Origin of the sequence: Calothrix sp. PCC 7507, assembly GCF_000316575.1 — a bacterium.
GTDB lineage: Bacteria > Cyanobacteriota > Cyanobacteriia > Cyanobacteriales > Nostocaceae > Fortiea.
This window is the reverse complement of record NC_019682.1, coordinates 3327588-3352566: the sequence shown is the minus strand read 5'-3', so window position 1 is coordinate 3352566 and position 24979 is coordinate 3327588. Positions and strand designations below refer to the sequence as shown.

The following is a 24979-nucleotide window of genomic DNA, read 5'->3' as shown; positions in this document are numbered from 1 at the left end:
ATTTGGGTCTGTGGCAGGTATAGGAAGAGTTTCAGGGATTTTCCCAAACTTCCAAGTTTACACAGCATAATACGTGTCAGCTTATTCCTGTATGGCGCCAGTGGTAAAGACATTCACGTAAAAGATTTTTAAGTTGCAATAAACAACTCTGTTGAAAGACCTAATCAATGCTAATGTTGGAGGTGAGTAGCTGTAATTAAGGTAGCTAGAAGATAGCACAGTGGTTGTTGCAGTTGAAAAATTAATCACACCGGATATTTTAAAGCCAGCGCGTTACCTAGGTAACGAGCTTTTAGCAGTAAATAAACCTTGGGGTACGGCAGCAATACGCTGGGTGTTAACTTACCCAGAGGTGTATGAAGTCGGAGCTTCAAATCTAGGGCATATCATTCTCTATAATATTTTGAATGCCCAGCCGCGACAGTTATGCGATCGCGCTTACCTACCGGGAACAGACTTGGCGGACAAACTACGTGCCACCAATACACCTTTGTTTGCGGTAGAGTCAAAGCGATCGCTAACAGAATTCGACATTTTAGGCTTTAGCCTCAGTTATGAATTGGGAGCCACCAACATTTTAGAAATGCTGGATTTGGCGGGAATTCCTTTAACATGGCAAGAACGACAGCAGGAAGTAGAGGAAGATGAGGGAGTGAAGGGAGATGAGGTAGCAAAATCCTCCTCATCTCCTTCTTACCCCCTAATTTTTGCAGGCGGGCAGACGGCGACATCTAATCCAGAACCCTATGCCGACTTCTTTGATTTCATTGCCCTAGGCGATGGCGAGGAATTATTGCCAGAAATTGGTTTGGTGTTAGAAGAAGGTAAACAAGCAGGATTAAGCCGCAAACAACTGTTGATAGACTTGGCACAGATACCAGGAGTATATGTCCCCCAGTTTTACGATATGGCAGAGGATGGCTCAGTTCATCCCAACTGCCCAGATGTGCCAAAACGCATCCTCAGGCGAGTGGCTACCCCCATACCCGCCTATTCAATTGGGCTAGTTCCCTATGTGGAGACTGTACACGATCGCCTGACAATTGAAATTCGCCGTGGCTGCACTCGCGGTTGTCGCTTCTGTCAACCAGGAATGCTCACCCGTCCAGCACGGGATGTAGAGCCAGAAAAGGTTGTGGAAGCTATTGAACAGGGAATGCGGGCAACGGGTTACAATGAGTTTTCCTTGCTATCCCTGAGTTGTTCTGATTATTTATCCCTACCTGCAGTGGGGATGGAAATAAAAAATCGCTTAAAAAACGAAAATATTTCTTTGACTCTCCCTAGCCAACGGGTAGACAGATTTGACGAAAATATTGCTAACATCCTGGGCGGTATGCGGCAAGGGGGATTAACTTTTGCCCCAGAAGCAGGTACCCAGCGGATGCGGGACATAGTCAATAAAGGTTTGACTAACGAAGAATTGCTGCGAGGAGTGAAAACAGCCTGGGAAAAAGGCTGGGATAAAATCAAGTTGTACTTTATGATCGGTTTACCGGGTGAAACAGATGCTGATGTTGTGGGCATCGTTGAGACGGTAAGCTGGCTACAGCGTGAGTGTCGAGGCAAGGGCAGAAAACCACTCAACTTTAACTTGACAATTTCTAACTTTACGCCTAAGCCCCATACGCCGTTTCAATGGCACTCAGTTTCTACCGCTGAGTTTCGGCGCAAGCAAAGGCTACTAAGGCAGGAATTCCGCTGGATTAAAGGAGTGAAGGTAAATTTTACCGATGTCCGGATTTCGGCGATGGAAGACTTTATTGGCAGAGGCGATCGCACTTTGGGGAAAGTAGTGCGTCGCGCCTGGGAATTAGGTGCAGGGATGGATTCTTGGTTTGACAATGTGGAACAGGCGTTTGCCGCTTGGGGGTCGGCGATCGCCGAAGCTGGCAAGATGTGGAAATACCGCCTAGTCGAAAACGGCGAGTGGAATCTATTCTTGAAAGATGACAAGCAGACAATAGAACAAGAGGAAACTCACCCCCTTTCCTTGGACAATCCGCTGCCTTGGGACCACATCGATACCGGAATCGATAAAAACTGGCTCAAGGAAGACTTGCAACGTGCCCTAGAAGCCGCTACAGTCCCAGATTGCTCCTTTGAAGGTTGTTCTCATTGTGGTGTCTGCGGCACAGACTTTGGTCATAATGTCGTGATTGAGCCACCTGCTATCCCGGAATTCGCTGGTGATTTTGTACCCAACACCGCTAAAGTCCAAAGGCTACGCGTCTGGTTTGGCAAACAAGGCAATATGGCTTTAGTGAGCCACTTGGATTTGATGCGCCTGTTTGATAGAGTGATGCGGCGAGCCAGCTTACCAATTGCTTTCACTGGTGGGTTTCATCCAAGTCCCCGGATCGTTGTTGCTAGTGCCTTGGCTTTGGGAGCCACTAGTAGTGGTGAAATTGTCGATTTCGAGTTAACTCAAACTGTGGATGTAGATACTTTCCGAGAACATCTGCTGCGGGAGTTGCCCACAGACATACCTATATATGATGTGGTGTCACTAAATTTAAAAGATCCGGCAGCAAACCAAGTGATGGAGGCAGCTGAGTATCTAATTACCGTGGCAGTAATTGGGGAAACTACACCTGCACAATGGCAAGACTGGATTGACGGAATTAAGGCTAGAGACGAGATATGGTGGGAGCAAACAACCAAGTCAGGCAAGCAAAAGTTAGTAAATCTGCGCGATCGCTTATTCGATCTGGAATTAGTCACCACCAATAACAGTCAAGCCGAGTCTAAGGGAGTGCTGCGTTATCTTGGTAGCTCTCGCCATGACGGCGTCCTATTGCGTCCTGAACAAATCCTGTTTATGCTAAACACAGTGGCTAGTGCAGAATTCCAACTCCTGCACATCCATCGCAATCGGCTAGTGTTGGGGATATAATCCCTACAGGGCAACTTGCTAGTAGTTGTCCTGATGAGACACATCATGGGAATTGATTTTTAGCAAGGTTGCGTTAGAATGGGATGAAGAGAAATTTTCTGGCGCTGCATTGAATGAACTGGTTCACTACCCTGGTACTCAGGGGGCGAAAGCAAAGATATAAGAGTGTAAGTTCTAGGATTTTATCCCGAACAAACAACAAGCAGATTAAAGAACCACTCTTTCTATAGCTAAGACTGTGAATCAGTAACTAACAGCAGCCTCCATCGGCTTCTCTAACTCTATGCTTTTTAAACAAATGCTGAATGCCTAATCCCTAGATGGTGAGGGCATAGCATCAAAAATCGACCACGAATGGTTGATTTAATTGCTTAAACAATATGCAGCCTTTCCGGAATAATCAACCGTGTAAACGCTCTTAAGAGCGTCAATAGCTCTTTAAGTTCGAGCCTAGATTCGCAATTTTTATACCAGCAGCGCCTATTAGCGGTTCAGTAGGGGCGATAGGCATAACAAAGCTCCTAATCCCCGTTGGTGCTGCCAATTTTTGAGGGAATTGAATGCCAAAACAAATTATTATCGCCGAGCAGCATCAAATCGCTGCAGTGTTTTCTGAAGATCAAATACAAGAACTCGTTGTAGCTACAGGTCATCACCAAATCGGTGATATTTACCTAGGAGTAGTAGAAAATGTCTTACCGGGGATAGATGCGGCTTTTGTTAATATTGGCGACCCAGAGCGCAATGGCTTTATCCATGTGACTGACTTGGGACCATTGAAGCTGAAGCGCACAGCCGCAGCGATTACAGAACTATTAGCACCACAACAAAAAGTTTTGGTGCAGGTGATGAAAGAGCCAACGGGGACAAAGGGACCAAGGCTCACAGGCAACATCACTTTACCTGGACGCTATGTGGTGCTGATGCCCTATGGCAGAGGCGTAAATTTGTCCCGACGGATTAAAAGTGAAAGTGAACGTAACCGTTTACGGGCATTGGCGATTTTAATCAAACCAGCGGGTATGGGTTTGCTAGTGCGTACCGAAGCAGAAGGTAAGCCGGAAGAAGCAATCATCGAAGATTTAGAAGTATTGCAAAAGCAATGGGAGGCAATCCAACAGGAAGCACAATCTACACGTGCGCCGGCATTGCTCAACCGAGACGATGACTTTATCCAGCGCGTATTGCGAGATATGTATGGTGCGGATGTGAATCGCATTGTCGTTGATTCTAGTACTGGGTTGAAGCGAGTCAAGCAATATTTGCAGAATTGGAGTGGGGGTCAAACACCGCAGGGATTGTTGATTGATCATCACCGCGATCGCTCACCAATTTTAGAATATTTCCGGATCAATGCAGCAGTTCGTGAAGCCCTAAAACCAAGGGTAGACTTACCTTCTGGTGGATACATCATCATTGAACCTACAGAAGCATTAACCGTAATTGATGTCAACTCTGGTTCATTTACGCGATCGGCAACAGCCAGAGAAACAGTACTGTGGACAAACTGTGAAGCTGCTACAGAAATTGCTCGCCAACTGCGTCTGCGGAACATTGCCGGGGTAATTGTCGTTGATTTCATCGATATGGAATCACGAAGAGACCAACTGCAAGTCTTAGAACACTTTAACAAAGCTCTCAAAGCAGACAAAGCTCGCCCACAAATTGCCCAACTAACTGAACTGGGTTTAGTAGAACTCACCCGCAAGCGTCAAGGTCAAAACATTTACGAATTGTTTGGCGAAACTTGCCCCACCTGTGGCGGTTTAGGACACACCGTACGTCTGCCTGGAGAAAATGATAGCCGATTGCCAACTCCCACAGAAATACCAGACCGTTTTATCTCCCTACCTCATAAAGAACCGCGCCTGCCAGCCGCTACCCGCATCACAGAACCACGGGAAACCTATGATCCATTTGGAGAACCATTCGACCCCGATTCTGAATTGAGCGCCTTAAATCTGATCAATCATCCGAGCTATCAAGAACTTGGCGACAACAAGCGCCGTACCCGCACCCGTCGTAGTCGCATTGGCATAAATGGGGGGAATGGCAAAGATGAACCAAGGGTTGTTCCTAATCCTCTAGCTTTTGTCAACGAACCAGATTTAGACCTTGATGCTGAAAACGAATTAGTAGCAACACCAGAGATACCTGCACCCAGTCTTGGCAAACCTAGTTGGACTGAAAGAGTAGATCGGACTAAAATCACCAAGGTAGAACCAGTCAAACCAGTGGTAGAACCGCCTGAGATTAGGACTGTGGAAATGACGCTGTCAGAACAGGATATATTCGCTTTGATGGGAGTCTCTCCTTTAGTGAAGTTGGATGGAGAAGTGAAAAATCCCAAATCTGTGATTATTAATATTGTTCAGCCTGGGCAGGTTCCAGCTACATCAACAGAACCAACCGCAAACACAACTGCTGCCGAAAAAACCAGTAGCGAAGTTATCGCCGTCAAGACACCTGTACCGAAAGTTGAGATAGAGCCGAAACCTTTACCCGAACCAGTGATTGAACCACCAGAGTTTGTGCCAGTTGCGGATGAGAATGAAGCCAATAGCGCCTCTGCCGCTAGCCGTCGCCGTCGCCGTCGTTCCTCTGCGGCAGATGGTACTTCGGACGAAACTTAACTGTTTGATATGGCAGAGGCAATGCAGACTGTTGCTAGTTGGTCAACTGTACCTTTAAGTGAGCCGAGTTGGCTGGAATTATCGGTTTTATCAGACACTTCTGGTATGGCAGGTGTGGATGAAGTGGGGCGAGGTGCTTTATTTGGCCCTGTGGTTGCAGCAGCAGTGATCCTACCAAATCATGCTTGGCCAGAACTGATGGCAGCTAAAATCAAGGACAGTAAAAAGCTCTCTAGCTCTCGGAGAACCAAGTTAGCGCAGCAAATTTGTACTCTAGCAATAGATTGGAAAATAGGATTCGCTTCTACTGCAGAAATTGACCAAATAAATATTTTGCAGGCGACATTGTTAGCGATGAAGCGGGCTGTGCTGAAGCTGAAGGTACAGCCCACAATCTGTTTGATTGACGGTAATCAGTCGGTTAAGGACTTACTCTTGCCACAACAAACAATAGTTAAAGGGGATGAGCGATCGCTCACCATTGCTGCTGCTAGCATTGTGGCTAAGGTTTGGCGTGACGATCTGGTGCTGCGCTTGGCTTCTAAGTACCCTATGTATGGACTGGATCGTAACAAGGGTTATGGTAGCCAAAAGCACTTGCTCGCCCTGCAAAAATATGGACCCTCTCCTCTGCATCGCAAGTCATTTCGACCTTGTCAAAATCAGCCCTGAGTTATGGCGAGTAAAAAATTACTCTAGATTGAGGATTGGCAATTCCGTAGTATCATCACTAAGTGCTTTTTCCTTCGTTTGTGATATCACCCAGCGCCGATAATCCGCTAAAAGTTGATGTAGTAATCGTTGCTTCACCGACAACAAAACGCTCTTGAGCAAGCCATTGCCAGTGGCTTCTAAAATTGGCTTGGGAGTGAAGACAAAAGGCGGTGGTAGATCCACTTGTACTTCTAAATCGGCTCTTCCTTGCAGGCGAGTGCCAGTACTCGACTGGTAGGGAGACAAATGCCCTTTTAAATTTAAAGCAAAGCGCTGGTTGATATACTCAAAGCCTAATATTTCACAACCGACTGATTGCAAATGAATCAGGCCATTTGACTCTGCCCATACTCTCATGTCTACGGTGGGTTGAATACTCAGTGACATGAAAGTCAGAGGACGCATTTTCAAGCGAAATACTTCCTCAGAAAGGGGCTTTATCCGGCTGGTGTCAACCAAAGCATGTACTAGTCGTTGGGGCTGACGCAAGTAGTGCTGAATGGGGATAGGCTGCTCTGGAACAGCGATTTCAACCGATTGAGAGGCAGTAAACCGGGTAGCCATGAGCGAATTAAAAATATGTGTTATTTAATTTTAATATTTTTTAACAATTTAGATTGATTGTACTTACGTGATTTCTAGAAATAATTTTACCAATTGGAGGGCAAACAACCATACCATGAGGGTTCATAGGCGGTATGCCCCTACGGTTCTTCACTCGGAATTCCCTAGTAATTTCTACTGGAGGAAATTTACTGAAACTTCCATAATTATAAAGATAATGATTGCTTATTAGCAATAAACTTGATAATTTCGTTAGTAATTATTTTTTATTAGAGAAATTTGCTAAAAATTACGCATTGACATAAATAAGAAAACATGAATTCGGATAGTTGTAAACAATTTATACAATTTTGCGAGCAGGTGAGCAAAAAATGTCTTTAAATCTGTTTTTTAAACTTTTATTCACGATGGGGTTTCGTTGATTTCTATTTCACTCTATTTGTGTACTGCGTAAGTCGTATAAATATATAGTGTGTAATAGGAGTTTGCATTAGGTGTGTGTAGTTTGCCCAAGTTAAAAAACCATAACTCACCCCTACTTCCAAATTAAACTTGCAACTAAAGGCTGAGAGTATGACCTTAGCAATCGCACATTTAGGACCACCTGGCACTTACGCAGAACAAGCAACTATTTTTTATGTCAACTGGCTGCGTCAAAGTACAGGAATTGAAGGGATATTATCTCCTTATCCCAGCATTGCCCAGTCACTCCAAGCAGTTGCCCAAGATGATGTTCAGTTAGCTGTTGTACCAGTAGAAAATTCCATTGAAGGCAGTGTCACCATGACAATGGATGCCCTGTGGCAATTGGACAGTCTGCAAATCCAGTTGGCGTTGGTAATGCCGATCGCTCATATGTTAATTTCCTGTGCCACTAGTTTAGATGAGATTAAAACTGTTTATTCTCATCCCCAAGCTTTGGCACAATGTCAAGGATGGTTAGGGCAGTTTCTGCCGACTGTACAGCTAATTCCCAGCAATTCCACCACCGAGGCACTAGAGAAACTGGAGCATGATTTGACGATCGCCACGATCTCATCTAGCAGAGCTGCTCAACTCTATAACTTACCCATACTAGCCAGTGGCATTAATGATTATCCAGAAAACTGTACCCGCTTTTGGGTGGTGAGTCACGGTAAAACAGCAGTTGCACACCAGATATCTTCAACAAGTGCTAGTCACACCTCACTAGCTTTCAGTTTGCCTGCTAATGCACCTGGATCACTAGTAAAAACATTGCAAATATTTGCCCAACTAGGAATTAACCTTAGTCGGATTGAATCACGTCCAACTAAGCGATCGCTTGGGGACTACCTCTTTTTTATTGATATAGAAGCAGATACTACTGACGTAAAAACACAATCCGCCTTGGCAGAATTAACCACACATACAGAAATTGTCAAAATCTTTGGCAGTTATAGTGTCTTGTCGATCAGCTAATTAAAGGTATCTTTAAGAACAGTGCGCGCTGCCAAGTGATTACGAGTAGAAGTCAAAATTTCTGATTCTCGTTCTAGACGAGCAGCAGTGTCTCGCATTTCTAGTAATGCTTGCTGTTCTGCTGCCACGCCATAAAGGTTGCTCGCCACCCAATGGGATAACTCTGTTGGCAAATCGGGTAAATCTTCTGGCAGTTCAATGTTTTGTTCGGTTAACTTAGCCGAGAGACGCACAACATCTCTTAGCAGTTGTTCTACTTCGGAAGCTAAAGGTCGTAAATCTTTTGTTGGCGTTTGGTCTTCAATCCACTCAACCAGTCCGACGCGATAGGGTTTTTCCCGAATATATTCCAAAACGCGAAACCTTTGCTGCCCCAAAGTCAACATCTTTATACGGTCATCTGGCAGTCGCTGATAATGAACAATTTCCGCACAGCAACCAATATTAGCAATTGTGTTTCTGGCTGGATCGACCATCAACACCCCGAACCGGCGATCGCTCTCTAAAATCGTGTTCATCATGATTCGGTAGCGAAATTCAAAAACATGCAGGGGTAATGGTCTGCTAGGAAATAGAACTACTTCAGGTAACGGGAATAGAGGTAGTTCGCGAACTGCTATTTTAGAGGAGGATGCCATTGTTACCTTGGTATAAATTTAATTTTAAAATTTATTTGTAATTTTTTTCCCGTACTTTGTCTACATTCTATCACTTGTTTCACAGCTAATAAAAAGCTCTGAGATACATTTCTTCAGAGCCAGGTAAATATTCATACTGATGTCATTAGTCAGTTGTCATTTGTCCTGTGTTTATTGACTAATGACCAATGACCAATGATTAATTAAAGTTTGACTTCAATATCTACACCAGATGGTAAATCCAGTTTCATTAGGGCATCAATAGTTTTGGAGGAAGGCTGATAAATGTCAATAATGCGGCGATGGGTGCGGGTTTCAAAGTGTTCTCGTGAATCTTTATCTACGTGGGGCGATCGCAGCACGCAGTAGATTTTCCGCTTTGTTGGTAGAGGAATCGGCCCAATAGCTGTAGCGTTAGTGCGGTTAGCTGTGTCTACAATCTTCTCGCAAGATGTATCCAGCAAGCGACGATCAAAAGCCTGTAAGCGAATTCTAATTTTTTGCTGCTGTAGAGTTGCCATCTTTAATTTTCCAGGTTCTAGAGATTTTAGATTTTAGATTTTAGATTTTAGATTTTAGATGCAATCCAAAATCCAAAATCCAAAATTTAAAATTGGTTGAGGGAAGAGAAAGGAGCAGAAAGGTATCTTACCACCATCTCTGCTCCTTTGTTATTACAGTAAAAAGGTGCTACTTGATGATTTTAGAAACGACGCCAGCGCCGATTGTGCGTCCACCTTCACGAATAGCAAAGCGCATTCCTTGTTCAATAGCGATCGCGTTGATCAATTCTACTGTTACTTTGATGCGATCGCCTGGCATCACCATTTCTACCGCTTCACCTTCATCAGAGGTAAAAGCTTTGATAGTGCCGGTTACATCAGTTGTCCGCACATAGAACTGGGGACGATAGCCAGCGAAAAATGGGGTTTTACGGCCACCTTCTTTTTCGGTGAGAACGTAAACTTCACCTTCAAATTCATTGTGAGGTTTAATTGAACCAGGCTTGGCGATTACCATACCGCGTTCAATATCAGCTTTTTGGATACCACGCAGCAGTACACCAGCGTTATCCCCAGCCATACCTTGATCAAGACTCTTCTTGAACATCTCGATCCCGGTGACAGTAGTGGCGCGGGTATCTCGAATACCTACTAGTTCAACGTTATCACCGACTTTGACTACACCCCGCTCAATCCGACCGGTGGCGACTGTACCACGGCCTGTGATGGAGAACACGTCTTCCACCGCCATCAGGAAGGGCTTATCCACATCCCGCTCAGGGGTGGGAATGAAGGAATCTACAGCGTCCATCAATTCGTAGATTTTGTCTACCCAAGGATTCTCACCACGTTGGGTTTTGGGGTTCTTGGTCATGGCTTCGAGAGCTTGCAGACCAGAGCCTTTGATAATAGGAATGTCATCGCCAGGGAAATCATAGCTAGAAAGCAATTCCCGAAGTTCTAGTTCCACTAGTTCCAAAAGTTCTGGATCGTCCATCATGTCTTCTTTATTCAAGAAGACAACCAGACTGGGAACGCCTACCTGTTTTGCCAGTAGGATGTGTTCACGGGTTTGGGGCATAGGACCGTCGGTAGCGGCAACTACAAGGATACCGCCATCCATTTGAGCAGCGCCGGTGATCATGTTCTTCACATAGTCAGCGTGTCCAGGACAGTCTACGTGAGCATAGTGCCGTTCTTTGGTTTCATACTCAACGTGAGCGGTATTAATAGTAATACCCCGTGCCTTTTCTTCTGGCGCGTTATCGATTTGATCATAGCCCTTAGCTACAGCCTGACCCATAGCTGCCAAGGTCATGGTAATAGCTGCCGTTAAGGTAGTTTTACCGTGGTCAACGTGGCCAACAGTACCGATATTTATGTGGGGTTTATTCCTTTCAAACTTTGCGCGTGCCATGAATACTCATTTCCTTATTCTAATTAAGCGTTCCCTTTGCTTTTTGCAATGATAGTTTCAGCTACGCTGCGAGGCACCTCTTCGTAGTGACTGAACTCCATTGTGAAGATACCCCGGCCTTGGGTCTTAGACCGGATATCTGTGGCGTAGCCAAACATGGTCGCCAGTGGAACTTTGGATGTCACCTTAGCGAGTCCCTGTTCAGTGCTTTGGCTTTCAATCTGCCCACGACGGGCGATCAGGTCGCCAATGACATTCCCGATAAAGTCTTCAGGAACCTCCACCTCAACTTTCATCATAGGCTCTAACAGTACGGGAGAAGCTTTCGATACTGCTTCTTTCAATGCCATTGAGCCAGCAATTTTGAAAGCCATTTCCGAAGAGTCTACATCGTGGAAGGAGCCATCTATCAAGGTAGCTTTGACATCAATGAGTGGATATCCAGCTAAAATGCCAGATTCACAACATTCCTTCATTCCCTGTTCTGCGGGGCCGATGTACTCTTTAGGTATCGTACCACCAACAATTTTGGAAACGAATTCAAAGCCACTACCTGATTCTCCTGGCTCCAAATTGATGACAACGTGTCCGTATTGACCCTTACCACCACTTTGACGGATGAACTTACCTTCAATTTTGTTGACGGCTTTGCGAATTGTTTCGCGGTAAGCTACTTGCGGCGCACCGACGTTCGCTTCCACTTTAAATTCCCGTAACATCCGGTCTACCAGAATTTCCAGGTGTAGTTCTCCCATCCCTGCAATCACGGTTTGGTTAGTTTCCGGATCGACACGCACACGGAAGGTGGGATCTTCTTCTGAGAGAGATTGCAGTGCCTTGGAGAGCTTATCCATGTCATTCTTGGTTTTGGGTTCAACCGCTACCGAGATTACAGGTTCAGGAATGAATAGGGATTCCAGAATTACTGGCGATCCTTCATCACATAAAGTGTCACCTGTCAAGGTGTCTTTCAATCCCAATGCTGCTCCTAAGTCACCAGCCCGCAATTCATCGACATCTTGTCGATCATCAGCTTTCATCAAGACTAAGCGGGAAATCCGTTCTTTCTTGCCTTTGCTGGCGTTGAGGACATAACTACCCTTTTTCAGAACGCCAGAATAAACTCGAACGAAGGTCAGGCGACCATAAGGGTCAGCCATAATCTTGAATGCCAAAGCTGATAACGGTTCGTTGTCATCGGCTCGGCGCTCAACGGTTTCGCCATTTGGCAGTAAGCCTTGAATTGGTGGTACTTCAGTTGGTGCTGGTAGGTAATCTACAACTGCATCCAGCATCAACTGTACGCCTTTGTTTTTGAATGCCGAACCGCAAAGCACTGGTACAATTGTTCCGTCAGTTGTACCTTTACGCAAGGCAGCACGTATTTCCGCTTCTGTAAGTTCTTCACCCTCGAAGTACTTATTCATCAGCGCGTCATCGGTTTCTGACACTGCTTCTACCAGCTTGGTGCGGTATTCTTGTGCCTGTTCTAGCAATTCGGCTGGAATTTCAGTTTCCTGAATATCAGTTCCTTGGTCGTTGTTGTATATATATGCACACATCCGTACCAAGTCGATAATACCGAGGAATTCAGTTTCGCTACCAATTGGCAATTGAATGGCAATGGCATTGGCTCGCAGGCGATCGCGCATTTGCTCGTGAACTTTGTAGAAGTTCGCGCCTGTGCGATCCATTTTGTTGATAAAGGCAATCCGTGGCACTTTGTAGCGGTCTGCTTGCCGCCACACTGTTTCTGACTGGGGTTGTACACCACCTACAGAACAAAATACCGCGATTACACCATCTAACACGCGCATGGAACGCTCAACTTCAATCGTGAAGTCAACGTGACCTGGAGTATCGATAATGTTAATTTGATGATCTTTCCAGCTGGTAGTAATAGCAGCGGCGGTGATGGTAATTCCCCGCTCCCGCTCCTGCTCCATCCAGTCTGTTACGGCGGTTCCTTCATGAACCTCCCCAATTTTATGAATTATCCCAGAGTAAAACAATATTCTCTCTGTTGTCGTTGTTTTGCCCGCATCTATATGCGCCGCAATACCGATATTGCGTACTCTCTCTAGCGGGATCGTACGTGCCACAGTAGCCTCCTATAGTTTTTGCCTCATGATATCTTGTATATTACTCTTTGTTAAGATTCTATACTTTTACGGAAAACCGTCTTGGTTTTTGTAAATTCGCGATATACCGATTTTAAGTAGGCGATATATCGCTTCCTTGCTTAGTAACGATAGTGTGCAAAAGCTTTGTTTGCTTCTGCCATCCGGTGTGTTTCTTCACGTTTGCGAATCGCATTCCCGGTTTCGTTGGCAGCATCCATTAATTCATTTGCTAATTTACTAGCCATTGTACGACCTGGTCTAGACCTGGAAAATTGCACTAACCAACGCAGTGCTAGGGTAGTACCTCGGTCTGAGCGCACTTCCATTGGTACTTGGTAGGTGGCTCCGCCGACTCGCCGAGCTTTTACTTCTACTAAAGGAGTGGCGTTTCGCACTGCTCTTTCAAAAGTTTCCAACGCACCGTTACCAGTGCGTTCCTCAATAGTTTTCAACGCATCATAAACAATGCGTGCAGCAAGTGATTTCTTGCCATGCCGCATGATCCGTCTGATGATCATACTCACGAGACGACTGTTATACACCGAGTCAGACGGAACTGGGCGCTTTTGAATAACACCACGACGAGACATACTTCAACCTTAGATTCGGATTTGGCAACGAAATTATATGCTATCAGACACTGGAAGCTAAAAGCGGTGTCAGCCCTTTGGGTTCGCATTCGCTTATGAAGGCAAAAGGCTACTTGCTGAACTTGGGGAGTCCCCAAAAGTGTAGTAGCTATCCTCTTACAGCGCTGTCTCACCGCCACTCAAACTTACTCAATTTTTCTCTACAGTTGCACCGTTGCTGACTTAATTGACTTGCTACTCGCAACTATAAACACGAGGCGACAACATTATAAACTTTAATCTCCGGATTAAAATGCATCTGTCGCTTACGAGATTTTTCTCTAAACAGCCTACACTGCTCGCTTAGTGCAGGGCGTGGCTTGATTTGTGGACACAGACAACAGACACAAGAACTTTAACTAATGTTGTTTTGCGGCGATCGCCGTTTTGCTTGGGCATAGACGATTAATTGCATTTAATGACAATTAATCGCCTACTTCCTATTTCTTCGCTGCTTTCGGGCGCTTGGTTCCATACTTGGAGCGACCTTGCTTCCGGTCTTTAACTCCGGCTGTATCTAGGGTGCCACGGATGATGTGGTATCTCACGCCTGGTAAGTCCTTCACCCGACCGCCACGAATCATTACTACCGAGTGTTCTTGCAAATTGTGACCAATTCCTGGAATGTAGGCTGTCACTTCAAATCCAGAAGTCAATCTTACTCTTGCTACTTTGCGTAGGGCTGAGTTGGGCTTTTTAGGTGTGGTCGTGTATACTCTGGTACAAACACCCCGACGTTGAGGGCATTGTTTCAGAGCTGGGGACTTGGTTTTCTGACGCGCTTTTTCGCGTTCATTACGTATGAGCTGCTGTATTGTTGGCATGAGTTACAGCGCGTGAAGCTGCTTAGGGTCTAAGTTTTAACAAATCCTAATTATAACTTTTTTTTTGGTTTTGTGTCAATTAGTAATTGTCATTTGTGATTGGCAAAAAACAACTAACTACTGACTCATGGAGAAAGAATTACCGCAGCCACAGGTGGCGATCGCCTGAGGATTTTGGAAGCGAAAACCTCCGCCCATCAAGTCTTCTGAGTAATCCACTGACAAACCATCGGCATAATCTAAGCTTTTGGCATCGACTACTAATTGGATGCCATTCAAGTTAAAAATGCGATCGCTGGCTGCTACTGTTTCATCGAAAGACATTTCGTAAATCCACCCGGAACAACCACCGGGCTTAATTTCCAGTCGCAAGAAGACGTTTAGTTGCCGCTTTGCTTTTAATCGCCCAATTTCACACGTGGCGGCTGGACTCAGATGAATCATGGAATTCTTAAACTGGCAATTGAACTGAGACTGTGATGGATGGGAATTAAACCCTACCCTTCATAACAATACCTTTAAAGCTTGAGAAAGGGTTTAACTGAAATATATTGCGATATCCTCAGTAATCGTAGTGATGCGTCTAGCCACCACCATAAACATCAAGGATTCAAGCAAAGGTGGGCACTGCCCACCCTACAAAAATGTGTGATCGCAACTGGTCTAAGATGTAAGTCTAATGGCTTTTCCCTTCTGTGCGAGCATAGTCATCTTGATAGCGGATAATATCATCTTCTCCTAGATATTCTCCATTTTGCACTTCAATCAACACTAAGGAAATCACACCAGGATTTTCTAGACGATGAGTTGTACATTGAGGTACATAGGTTGATTGATTGTTGCTCAACAGCACTTCCTTGTCGCCGCAGACTACCCTAGCTGTGCCAGAAACGACAATCCAGTGTTCACTGCGGTGGTGGTGCATTTGCAAGCTAAGACGATGTCCTGGCTTAACTTCAATGCGCTTAATTTTGTATCCGCGCCCTTCTTCCAAAACTGTGAAAGAACCCCAAGGACGTAACTCAGTCGCAGCTACGCCTCCAGGAGTGACGGTAGGAGGTAGGGGCAAGGTGTGAGTTTGTGTTTTTTCTTGATATTGAGCCATAATTACCTCATTTAAAGACATGACAAACCGTCTGTACTCTTAACCATTGATGGAAAAATTTGACCTAATGTTGCAACCGTGAAAACCAGTAATTCATCGTTACTTTGCCAAACATAGCAAGATCAGCTTTTAGGGTGTCAAAAAACTTGGCTAGAACCGTGGTGTTAACACTAAGTCTTCATCAAAAAAAACGCGACTTATTACAAACTTTAAGAAGGGACTGGGGGATATGGGGGATACGGGGGAGATGATTCTTACCCAGTCCCAATCATTGCTGGGTTCCGTTGTTGCTACATTCTTTTCCGGATACGGGGGAGATGATTCTTACCCAGTCCCAATCCCCAATCCCCAATCCCCAATCCTCCTACTTCTGCTGGATAAAAATACCAATACCATTGTGGACACGAGCCGCAGTACTAGGAGAACGGTCAAGTAGCTGTCCTCCTAAGTAAAGACTAGTAGAACTACCACCGTCCAAATTGAGAGCATCCACGCACCCCAGAAGTTGCATCAGTTGGGCGTGTTCTGCCAAGGTGGGGCCGGGTCCGCCAGCACGGTTATGTACTGTAGTGATCGCTATGTTGCCTGTGGTATTTGTGCAAATGCCGCTACGAATTGCTTTTTCCGCAATAAAGGAATTACTGAATTTTTCAGCTTTAGCATCGAGAACGATTTGACGATTTTTCACTAACAAGGGTCCAGCCGCCACAATATAGGGATAGCTGCTAAAGTCTCTGGGAGCAGTCACACTAGTAATGCTGATGGCTGTACCAATGGGTAACTGTGCCGCAGCGGTGCTGGCATTACCTCGTAAAGTTAATAAGTAACCATCTTGAGGTATGGGGGTACTAATTTGACCAGCTTTACCACCGGATACCTGATTGGTGATTTGGTCTTTTTGAACAATGAGGATGATTTCGTTGTCTGTCAAGGGTGTATAGGTTGAACCCCATGCTGGAGTATAGCGGGCAATGCCACTTTGGACGTAGCCACTATTGAGAAAGAGAATTGGCAAGCGGAGATTATTGGCGGTATTCAGAGTTTCTTCTAAGGTGAGACGACCTAAGTAAAATTGCCCTGAATCATTCCAAGCGATCGCCCCTCGATTAAGTATCGGGCCTGACAACCACTGATTATCTCGACGAATCGCACCTAAGGGTAAGCGATTATTGCGGTTAAAGTAACCAGCATTAATTGCTGCTACTGCTAAATACCGTTGTGCTGTTTGCATCAGCGGTGCAGTCCCTACTGAAGCATTAGGATTACTTAAAATTGGTTTTAGGGTTAATCCAAAGGCTTTAGGGTTAATTTCTAGCCAGACAATCGGAAAACGTTCTGTGCCTAAATTGACAATTTTTTGTCGCCAGCGCAATCCTGGCGCCCAGGTAATATCTTTGTCTACCAAAGCATCGGGTCGAATATCAACGATGAGGCGATTGGGGTTAGCTACAGTAGTAATTCGGGGAGATTGCCCAAAAGGAACACTTAGACTAACAATTGTTTGATTTTTAACTACTTCCACTTTTTTGATCAGTGGTTCTGGGGCTGCTACTGGTGGTAATTGTTTGATCAGGTTGGGTAGGGGTGTCGGTGGTGGTACGGGAGTATAACGTTGGATCAAGCCAGGATCAGCTATGCCATCTAAGGTAATTTTCCACTCCCTATTAGGTGGTGTTGAGGGTTTAGGGGTTGGTGTGTCGGGGTCTATGGCTTTGGTGATGGGTAACCCTTGTGCGACTTGCCAAGGAGTTGGACGATCTAAATCAACAACAATGCGATTACCGCTAGGTTGTTTACCCTGAAGAATGTCTTTTACCTTGGCTTCTGGAGTGACAATGACTAAGGTGTTACCATTAGCTTGGATCTGCCACCCTGCTGTTTGAGAAAAACTAGTAATATCTAGATAGCGATATGCTCCCAGTAACCTAGCAGTCAAAACAAGTGGCTTTGTGGCTGAAGAAAACCACTCGATTGGTTGACTGACTGGATTGCTGCTGTTTAAGAAATTTATCCCGAATACTTGCCTGAATACACCATCACTCAGATGAGTTGTCACCTGACCAGTAGCTCCAGGCTGTTGTAACCAAGTTCCTGGCAATGTGCGACCATTGAGGGAAATTTGATTACCGGAAGATAGAACTGACCGTGGAGTCAGTGTTGGTTTTACTGTAGTATCTGTGGGAATTTGTTGGGCATTGGTAGCATTAGTAGTAGATAAGTTCAGTGCTACTGAAAGTATTGGCGACATAGCAGCATAGAAAAACCTGTGATTATTCATCCAGGCGATCGCACTGTGGTATTTTTGTCGGTAACAATTAGCCATGTTCACCATTATTTGCTAAGTACTTTTGAAAGCTATCACCCAAGGTGTAATTTAACTAAATTCTGCGGAAATATTAAAAAATGATGATATAAGTTTTAAGGAAACGTGATAATGTATATATTGGCTTTCTATCTCTTGTAGAAAAAACAAGCATTTTCCTATAAAAACCACTGTAACTAAGCGTTTGAAGTGGCACTAGTCCACGGCAAACCATGTTGTTATTCTTGGTTGGCAAAGCTGAGTTAAAATATTACTTCCTCACCGATGTTTGCTGATGTTGCTACTTAAGTGAGGTTTAGCTAGTAGTAACACAAGTGGCAACTGAGTAATTAGCAAAATTTTAGACAACAACAGAGATATTTAGGAATTGTCAAATGGGGACATAGTGTACTAGGCTGATTTTGTTGCTAAATCAGGACAGTTTCAGCACTAAAAACGATGAAGTGTTTAGATTGAGTTCTGTCAATGGTAAGCCGAGACTGGCTTTACCTGACTGACAACCTGCTACCTAGAAAAAAAGCAGCAAGCCAGCAATTAACTTCACGATCTAAATAGAAGACTATTAGAGCGAAAAAAATTTGTCTAACTCAGAATAAACAAAAAAAATAACGCGACGATTTTAACACGGGTGAACCAAAAAGTAAAACCGAAGTTAAAATTTTTTTTCCCTAAATTTCGATGATTCCATACTTAAATTTTCCCTTGCTAAATTTAGAAAATTTTTCTCACAACTAGCAGCAACATTCGCAACTCAAAATCTCAGGAACAGGGTATGAATAATCAACCGATGAATCAAGATCAAAAAATTATATTGTCGGATGCTGAATCAAAAGATACCTACCAGGGTCAAAAGTGGTTAGTGGAGGAACGAGATGCTTGTGGTGTGGGTTTTATTGCCCAGCGCCAAAATAATAGCAGTCACGAAGTTGTGGTTAAAGCCTTAGCAGCTTTGACCTGCTTAGAACACCGGGGTGGTTGTAGTGCAGACCAAGATTCTGGTGATGGTGCAGGCATATTGACAGCCATACCTTGGGAGTTGTTCCAACAAGAATCTGCTCCAGAAGGGTGGGAATTTGTATCTACAGATAATGTGGCTGTGGGGATGATATTTTTGCCCCAAGATCCCCAAGCAGCCCAGAAATCTCGTGCGGTGATTGAGGAGATAGCTGCTGAGGAAAAATTGACTGTATTAGGCTGGCGAGTAGTCCCAGTACAGTCTGATTTACTAGGAATACAAGCTAAAGAAAATCAGCCCCAAATAGAACAAGTTTTTCTGGCTGCTGCTCACAAAAGTGGTGATGAACTAGAAAGGCAACTGTACATTACTAGTCGCCGCATTGTGAAGGCTGCAAAGAATATTTCCGAAGAATTTTATGTCTGCTCCTTGTCAAGCCGCACAATTGTCTATAAAGGTATGGTGCGTTCGGCTGTATTGGGAGAGTTTTATCAAGATTTAAAAAATCCCGCCTATAAGAGTGCTTTTGCTGTCTATCATCGCCGCTTTAGTACTAACACGATGCCCAAATGGCCTTTGGCTCAACCAATGCGGCTATTGGGTCATAACGGTGAAATCAATACTCTATTGGGTAACATCAACTGGATGATGGCACGAGAAGCCATCTTAAGCCATCCATTATGGGGCGCTGGCGCAGCCTCTCCGGAGGAGACTCGCATCAATGAACTCAAGCCACTAGTTCACATTGATAATAGTGACTCAGCTACCTTAGATAATGTCTTAGAGTTATTGGTGCGTTCTGGACGCAGCCCCTTAGAAGCCCTGATGATGTTGGTACCAGAGGCTTACCAAAATCAGCCTTCGTTGCGCGAATATCCAGAAATTGTAGATTTCTACGAATATTACAGTGGTTTGCAAGAAGCTTGGGATGGCCCTGCACTGCTGGTATTTAGCGATGGGCAAAAAGTCGGTGCAACATTGGATCGCAACGGCTTAAGACCAGCTCGTTATATGATTACCAAGGATGATTACATCGTGGTGGCTTCCGAGGCGGGTGTTGTTAACTTCCCAGAAGCTGACATTATTGAAAAAGGCAGACTTGGCCCTGGGCAAATGATTGCTGTGGATTTAGAAACCCATGAAGTGCTGAAGAATTGGGAAATTAAGCAGCGCATCGCCAAGCAGCACCCATATGGAGAATGGTTGCGACAGCACCGCCAAGAACTCAAAGAATTAGTTAACGGTCATCCGTCATCTGTGAATGGGAATGGCAATGGCAAAGTCCAACTTGCAAATGACCAAGGACAAAAGCTGATTGATAGACAGACCTTGCTGCAAAATCAAAGTGCTTTTGGTTACACCACAGAAGATGTGGAAATGATTATTCAACCAATGGCATTGCAAGGTGCAGAGCCGACTTTCTGTATGGGAGATGATATCCCCCTAGCGGTGCTGTCAGAAAAACCCCACTTGTTATATGACTATTTCAAACAGCGTTTTGCTCAGGTGACGAACCCAGCAATTGACCCCTTAAGGGAAAAGTTGGTGATGTCCTTGAAAGTCGAACTGGGCGAACGGGGTAATTTATTAGAAGTTAAACCAGAATATGCCAGGAGAATCAAGCTAGATTCGCCGGTATTGACTGAGGTTGAATTAGAGGCGATTAAACTGTCGGGATTTGCGACAGCTGAGTTGTCAACGCTGTTGGAAATTGCCACAGGCCCAGCAGGCTTAAAAGCAGCGGTAGAGTCCTTACAAGCTAAAGCGGCAGAATCGGTGCGGGCGGGGGCGAAGATTTTGATCTTAAGCGATAAAATCGCCCCATCAGAGACTGGGGGGATTAGTGCTGAATACACATACATTCCGCCCTTGTTAGCAGTGGGTGCTGTCCACCACCACCTCATCCGTGAGGGATTGCGAATGAAAGCATCCCTAATTGTCAATACAGCCCAGTGTTGGAGTACCCATCACTTTGCTTGTCTGATTGGCTATGGTGCGGGTGCTGTTTGCCCTTATATGGCTTTAGAGACTGTGCGTGATTGGTGGTCTGACCCGAAGACTCAACAATTTATGACGCGGGGTCAAATTGCTGCCATTACTCTAGAGCAGGCGATCGCCAATTATCGCAAAGCGGTAGAATCTGGTTTATTAAAGATTCTCTCAAAAATGGGAATCTCTCTGCTTTCCAGCTATCAAGCCGCTCAAATCTTTGAGGCTATTGGTATTGGTGGGGATTTATTAGAACTGGGATTCCGGGGTACAACCTCCCGCATCGGTGGGTTAAGTGTCAGCGAACTAGCCCAAGAAGTACTATCCTTCCATCACAAGGCTTTCCCAGAACTGACAACCAAGAAATTAGACAATTTGGGCTTTGTGCAGTATCGTCGCAGCGGCGAGTATCACATGAATAGCCCCGAACTAGTAAAGGCGTTGCACAAGGCTGTAGATGGTAAAAAATATGACCACTACGAAGTTTATAAACAGCACCTACAAACTAGACCAGTTACCGCCTTACGTGACTTGCTAGACTTCCAAAGCGATCGCCCAGCAATTCCTCTAGAAGAGGTGGAATCAATCCATGAGATTGTCCAACGCTTCTGCACTGGGGGTATGTCCTTAGGTGCGTTGTCGCGAGAAGCACATGAAACTTTAGCGATCGCCATGAACCGCATTGGTGGTAAATCTAACTCTGGGGAAGGTGGCGAAGACCCGGTACGTTACAAAGTTCTCAATGATGTAGATGAATCTGGTCACTCGCCTACCCTACCGCACCTCAAAGGACTGCGGAATGGTGACACAGCTTCTAGTGCAATTAAGCAAGTCGCATCGGGACGCTTCGGTGTCACACCAGGGTATTTAGCCAGCGCCAGACAAATTGAAATCAAAATTGCCCAAGGTGCCAAGCCAGGAGAAGGTGGACAGCTACCGGGGCCAAAGGTGAGTCCTTACATTGCCATGTTGAGACGCTCGAAGCCCGGTGTAACTCTGATTTCACCACCGCCACACCACGATATCTATTCCATTGAAGACTTAGCCCAGCTGATTTTTGACCTGCATCAAATTAACCCCAGAGCTCAGGTGTCAGTCAAGCTAGTGGCAGAAATTGGCATTGGGACGATCGCTGCTGGTGTAGCTAAAGCCAACGCTGATATCATTCAAATTTCCGGACACGATGGCGGTACAGGAGCCTCACCTTTAAGTTCTATTAAACACGCTGGTTCCCCGTGGGAATTGGGCTTAAGCGAAGTGCATCGCGTCTTAATGGAAAATAGTCTGCGCGATCGCGTGATTTTGCGCGTAGATGGCGGACTCAAGAGTGGCTGGGATGTGGTAATAGGTGCGTTGATGGGTGGCGAAGAATTCGGCTTCGGCTCGATTGCCATGATCGCTGAAGGCTGCATTATGGCGCGGATTTGCCACACCAATAACTGCCCTGTGGGTGTTGCTACGCAGAAAGAAGAACTGCGGAAACGGTTTACAGGAATGCCCGAACATGTAGTCAACTTCTTCTATTTTGTGGCAGAAGAAGTACGTAGTCTTCTGGCACGACTCGGCTACCGTTCGTTATCAGAAGTGATTGGCCGCGCTGATTTGTTGACATTGCGCGACGAGGTAAAACTCACCAAAACCCAAACACTGAATCTCAACTGTTTACTCAAGCTACCAGATAGCAAAAATAACCGTAGCTGGTTGGTGCATGAAGAGGTGCATAGCAATGGCGCAGTTGTAGACGATCAGTTGCTTGCTGATCCAGAAATTCAAGCTGCGATTCGCAATCAATCTACTGTCACCAAGACTTTGAAGGTGGTAAACACCGACAGGACAGTGGGTGCGAGATTAGCCGGAGCGATCGCTTCTCAGTATGGCGATAGCGGTTTTGAAGGACAAATTAACCTCAACTTCCACGGTAGTGTCGGACAAAGTTTTGGTGCTTTTAACCTTCCTGGGATAGTTCTCAGATTGGAAGGCGAAGCCAACGACTATGTAGGTAAGGGGATGCATGGTGGTGAAATTATTATCAAACCACCAGCGGATGCTACCTATGACGCATCACAAAACGTCATAGTTGGCAATACCTGCCTCTATGGTGCTACCGGTGGAGTGCTGTTTGCCAATGGATTAGCCGGAGAACGCTTTGCAGTGCGTAATTCCAAAGCTGTGGCTGTAATTGAAGGTGCGGGGGATCACTGCTGCGAGTATATGACTGGTGGTGTGATTGTCGTTCTCGGTAAAGCAGGACGCAACGTCGCTGCTGGGATGACTGGTGGTTTAGCGTACTTCCTCGATGAAGACGGCAACTTCCCAGAGTTTGTCAACCGAGAAATTGTCAAAATACAGCGGGTGAACACAGAAGCTGGTGAGAAACAATTGCAAGAATTAATTAGAGCATTTAGCGATCGCACTGGTTCACTAAAAGCGAAGCTAATTCTGCAAAATTGGACAGAATTTCTGCCTAAGTTCTGGCAATTAGTGCCACCTTCCGAAGCTGATAGCCCAGAAGCCAATACTGAACAAAAACAACTGAGTACAGTTTAGTTATGAGTCAAGGGTCAAGAGTACATTATTTTGACCCTTGACCCTTGACTATTGCTTTTTACTATTATTTTTGTTGGCGATTAATTTTTGATATTTGTCTTCCATTTGTAAAAGTTCGGGAACAGTGACAAAACTATAGCCCTGCTTGCGAAAATTATCAATAATAGTTGGTAACGCTTGCACCGTCTGGGAACGATTCCCACCACCGTCATGCATTAACACTATGCCGCCGGGTTTCGCCTGTCGGAAAACGTTGTTAATCAACTTTGGCACGCTAGGACGAGAATAATCTATAGAATCAGATGACCACATGATAATGCCATACTTGCTGTTTCTCGCATAAGCAGCCACCCCATTGTGCATCATTCCCCCTGGTGGTCGAAACAAACTAGTTTTCACACCCGTGGTTTTATAAATTAGGTCTGTGGTGTGATCAATTTCATAAGCAGCGGTTTGTGGATTCATGTAATGATACCAGTGATGCCACGTATGGTTGCCAATGGCATGACCTTCAGCCACAATTTGCTTCATCATATCTGGATAATTCTTGACATTCTGCCCAACGACAAAAAATGTGCCTTTGATATCATTATTTTTAAGAATATCCAAGACTTGCAAAGTGGTCTGAGGCCAAGGGCCGTCATCAAAAGTCAGCGCAATTACTTTCTGACCTTGAGCTAGTTTGGCTTCTGCGATCGTCGCACCTTGAAAGCGTTGTGGCAAGTCTGACGCCAGACCTTTAGCACTTGCTTCCTGCTGCCAAATTGTCAACATCGCCGCCTTTAATCCCTCAATTCGTTGTTGAGTTCCTGGTTTGGCAGCTATATAGTTTTCATTTATACTTTGTTTACTCTGAGCCTCAGAGGCATTTGGCTTGACAAGCATCATCAGGCCAAGACTCAAACTACCAGTTAAGGCAACCAACGCAATTAATATTCCTTGCGGCCAAAAAAACGACTTATTGCTTTCCACCTTATAGCTCCTTCAAGGATCGAACCATCAGTCAGGGTTCTGACGGTACGTTATAGCACATTTTTTCTATATACTTAGATATCTAACTACTTTCTAGTAATCTTGAGAACTTGAATTCCCGGTTTACAGAAGCACAGAGATTAGGCTTAATACATGGTCAACTTCAATCCATAGCCAGGGATATCTGACTTGAGATAACCCTGCCCATAAAATACATACTCCTGTTTAATCTCAGATAGCTCGCGCACAAGGGATATAGCTTGTGCTGCCACTTATTCTACAGGTAGCTTTATGAAACAGAATGATTGATCGATAGACCGCATCTCTACAAATTATTTCACCAAAAGCGATGAGTTTGCTCATCCCTCTTTCCTCATAAACTTATTGCTTCGGCAACTAATTATCTGTTGGTATCAACCATCTCAGATGTTGCGCCTTTTTTTACGAGGTGTGTTAGCTAAATGATTGAGATTAAAAGCAGAGTATCTAACCAAATATATTCCCAGGAATTATCAGTTTTATCGCCGACTATGTACATTCTACGGCTGTCTGTCATCGCTTCCTTTTTAAGAAAAAGTTAAATTTTCTATTCCCAGGAAATTTTTACCTGCCACCGTCAAAAATAGGTGAATAGAAATGATTGCATAATTAATATGACAATTCAATATGTAATTTTTTTTTGGGTAAATACTTAATATTTACTCAGC

Annotated in this window: 16 protein-coding genes; 5 read left to right on the top strand and 11 right to left on the bottom strand. The window is 44.8% G+C overall.

Translation table 11 applies throughout. From position 1 onward, the window contains the following. Window positions 1-220: 220 nt before the first annotated feature. The 3 genes from CAL7507_RS14190 to CAL7507_RS14180 all read left to right on the top strand — a co-directional run bounded on the left by CAL7507_RS14190 (window position 221) and on the right by CAL7507_RS14180 (window position 6201). On the top strand, window positions 221-2896 hold the full coding sequence (locus CAL7507_RS14190; protein ID WP_015129163.1) for a TIGR03960 family B12-binding radical SAM protein: 2676 nt from the start codon (window positions 221-223) through the stop codon (window positions 2894-2896). A gap of 560 nt (window positions 2897-3456) precedes the next feature. After that, window positions 3457-5529 (top strand): Rne/Rng family ribonuclease, encoded by a 2073-nt coding sequence (locus tag CAL7507_RS14185; protein ID WP_015129162.1) that lies wholly within the window; start codon window positions 3457-3459, stop codon window positions 5527-5529. Window positions 5530-5538: 9 nt separating this feature from the next. Next, the gene (locus tag CAL7507_RS14180) at window positions 5539-6201 is read left to right on the top strand and encodes a ribonuclease HII (RefSeq protein WP_015129161.1); all 663 of its coding nucleotides are present in this window, start codon (window positions 5539-5541) and stop codon (window positions 6199-6201) included. An 18-nt stretch (window positions 6202-6219) separates the two neighbouring features. Here the strand turns inward: CAL7507_RS14180 and CAL7507_RS14175 are convergent, their stop codons facing one another. Further along, window positions 6220-6807: a DUF1997 domain-containing protein gene (locus CAL7507_RS14175; RefSeq protein ID WP_015129160.1), complete on the bottom strand. Its 588-nt coding sequence runs from the start codon at window positions 6805-6807 to the stop codon at window positions 6220-6222. Window positions 6808-7380: 573 nt separating this feature from the next. On the opposite strand from CAL7507_RS14175, the gene pheA reads away from it, so the two are divergent. Continuing rightward, window positions 7381-8247: a prephenate dehydratase gene (gene pheA / locus CAL7507_RS14170; protein WP_015129159.1), complete on the top strand. Its 867-nt coding sequence runs from the start codon at window positions 7381-7383 to the stop codon at window positions 8245-8247. On the opposite strand, the gene CAL7507_RS14165 is transcribed toward pheA, so the two are convergent. From CAL7507_RS14165 to CAL7507_RS14125, 9 genes are all read right to left on the bottom strand, one after another. Continuing rightward, window positions 8244-8885: an LON peptidase substrate-binding domain-containing protein gene (locus CAL7507_RS14165; RefSeq protein ID WP_015129158.1), complete on the bottom strand. Its 642-nt coding sequence runs from the start codon at window positions 8883-8885 to the stop codon at window positions 8244-8246. The two genes, pheA and CAL7507_RS14165, sit on opposite strands and share 4 nt — an antisense overlap. A 203-nt stretch (window positions 8886-9088) precedes the next feature. Beyond that, window positions 9089-9406, bottom strand: a complete 318-nt coding sequence (rpsJ, locus tag CAL7507_RS14160; RefSeq protein WP_010998474.1) for a 30S ribosomal protein S10 — start codon at window positions 9404-9406, stop codon at window positions 9089-9091. Between the two features lie 169 nt (window positions 9407-9575). Next, window positions 9576-10805 (bottom strand): elongation factor Tu, encoded by a 1230-nt coding sequence (tuf, locus tag CAL7507_RS14155; protein ID WP_015129157.1) that lies wholly within the window; start codon window positions 10803-10805, stop codon window positions 9576-9578. 23 nt (window positions 10806-10828) lie between these two features. Next, window positions 10829-12907 (bottom strand): elongation factor G, encoded by a 2079-nt coding sequence (gene fusA / locus CAL7507_RS14150; RefSeq protein WP_015129156.1) that lies wholly within the window; start codon window positions 12905-12907, stop codon window positions 10829-10831. Between the two features lie 140 nt (window positions 12908-13047). Continuing rightward, the gene (rpsG, locus tag CAL7507_RS14145; RefSeq protein ID WP_015129155.1) at window positions 13048-13518 is read right to left on the bottom strand and encodes a 30S ribosomal protein S7; all 471 of its coding nucleotides are present in this window, start codon (window positions 13516-13518) and stop codon (window positions 13048-13050) included. A 479-nt stretch (window positions 13519-13997) separates the two neighbouring features. After that, window positions 13998-14381: a 30S ribosomal protein S12 gene (gene rpsL / locus CAL7507_RS14140; RefSeq protein WP_015129154.1), complete on the bottom strand. Its 384-nt coding sequence runs from the start codon at window positions 14379-14381 to the stop codon at window positions 13998-14000. A 117-nt stretch (window positions 14382-14498) separates the two neighbouring features. After that, on the bottom strand, window positions 14499-14825 hold the full coding sequence (locus CAL7507_RS14135; RefSeq protein ID WP_015129153.1) for an iron-sulfur cluster assembly accessory protein: 327 nt from the start codon (window positions 14823-14825) through the stop codon (window positions 14499-14501). 232 nt (window positions 14826-15057) lie between these two features. Beyond that, window positions 15058-15486, bottom strand: coding sequence for a phosphomannose isomerase type II C-terminal cupin domain (locus tag CAL7507_RS14130; RefSeq protein ID WP_015129152.1), 429 nt, complete (start codon window positions 15484-15486; stop codon window positions 15058-15060). Window positions 15487-15850: 364 nt separating this feature from the next. Further along, window positions 15851-17809: a phosphodiester glycosidase family protein gene (locus CAL7507_RS14125; RefSeq protein WP_042341335.1), complete on the bottom strand. Its 1959-nt coding sequence runs from the start codon at window positions 17807-17809 to the stop codon at window positions 15851-15853. A gap of 772 nt (window positions 17810-18581) precedes the next feature. Here CAL7507_RS14125 and gltB point away from each other — a divergent pair. Then, the gene (gltB, locus tag CAL7507_RS14120; RefSeq protein ID WP_015129150.1) at window positions 18582-23300 is read left to right on the top strand and encodes a glutamate synthase large subunit; all 4719 of its coding nucleotides are present in this window, start codon (window positions 18582-18584) and stop codon (window positions 23298-23300) included. 48 nt (window positions 23301-23348) lie between these two features. Here gltB and CAL7507_RS14115 read toward each other — a convergent pair whose 3' ends face one another. Continuing rightward, window positions 23349-24272, bottom strand: a complete 924-nt coding sequence (locus CAL7507_RS14115; protein ID WP_015129149.1) for a polysaccharide deacetylase family protein — start codon at window positions 24270-24272, stop codon at window positions 23349-23351. Window positions 24273-24979: the final 707 nt, after the last annotated feature.

Bases quoted from the DNA above. Each gene is read 5' to 3' on its own strand.
- CAL7507_RS14185 (WP_015129162.1), top strand. From the start codon at position 3,457: ATGCCAAAACAAATTATTATCGCCGAGCAGCATCAAATCGCTGCAGTG.
- CAL7507_RS14180 (WP_015129161.1), top strand. From the start codon at position 5,539: ATGGCAGAGGCAATGCAGACTGTTGCTAGTTGGTCAACTGTACCTTTA.
- CAL7507_RS14175 (WP_015129160.1), bottom strand. From the start codon at position 6,807: ATGGCTACCCGGTTTACTGCCTCTCAATCGGTTGAAATCGCTGTTCCA.
- pheA (WP_015129159.1), top strand. From the start codon at position 7,381: ATGACCTTAGCAATCGCACATTTAGGACCACCTGGCACTTACGCAGAA.
- CAL7507_RS14165 (WP_015129158.1), bottom strand. From the start codon at position 8,885: ATGGCATCCTCCTCTAAAATAGCAGTTCGCGAACTACCTCTATTCCCG.
- rpsJ (WP_010998474.1), bottom strand. From the start codon at position 9,406: ATGGCAACTCTACAGCAGCAAAAAATTAGAATTCGCTTACAGGCTTTT.
- tuf (WP_015129157.1), bottom strand. From the start codon at position 10,805: ATGGCACGCGCAAAGTTTGAAAGGAATAAACCCCACATAAATATCGGT.
- rpsG (WP_015129155.1), bottom strand. From the start codon at position 13,518: ATGTCTCGTCGTGGTGTTATTCAAAAGCGCCCAGTTCCGTCTGACTCG.
- rpsL (WP_015129154.1), bottom strand. From the start codon at position 14,381: ATGCCAACAATACAGCAGCTCATACGTAATGAACGCGAAAAAGCGCGT.
- CAL7507_RS14135 (WP_015129153.1), bottom strand. From the start codon at position 14,825: ATGATTCATCTGAGTCCAGCCGCCACGTGTGAAATTGGGCGATTAAAA.
- CAL7507_RS14130 (WP_015129152.1), bottom strand. From the start codon at position 15,486: ATGGCTCAATATCAAGAAAAAACACAAACTCACACCTTGCCCCTACCT.
- CAL7507_RS14125 (WP_042341335.1), bottom strand. From the start codon at position 17,809: ATGGCTAATTGTTACCGACAAAAATACCACAGTGCGATCGCCTGGATG.
- gltB (WP_015129150.1), top strand. From the start codon at position 18,582: ATGAATAATCAACCGATGAATCAAGATCAAAAAATTATATTGTCGGAT.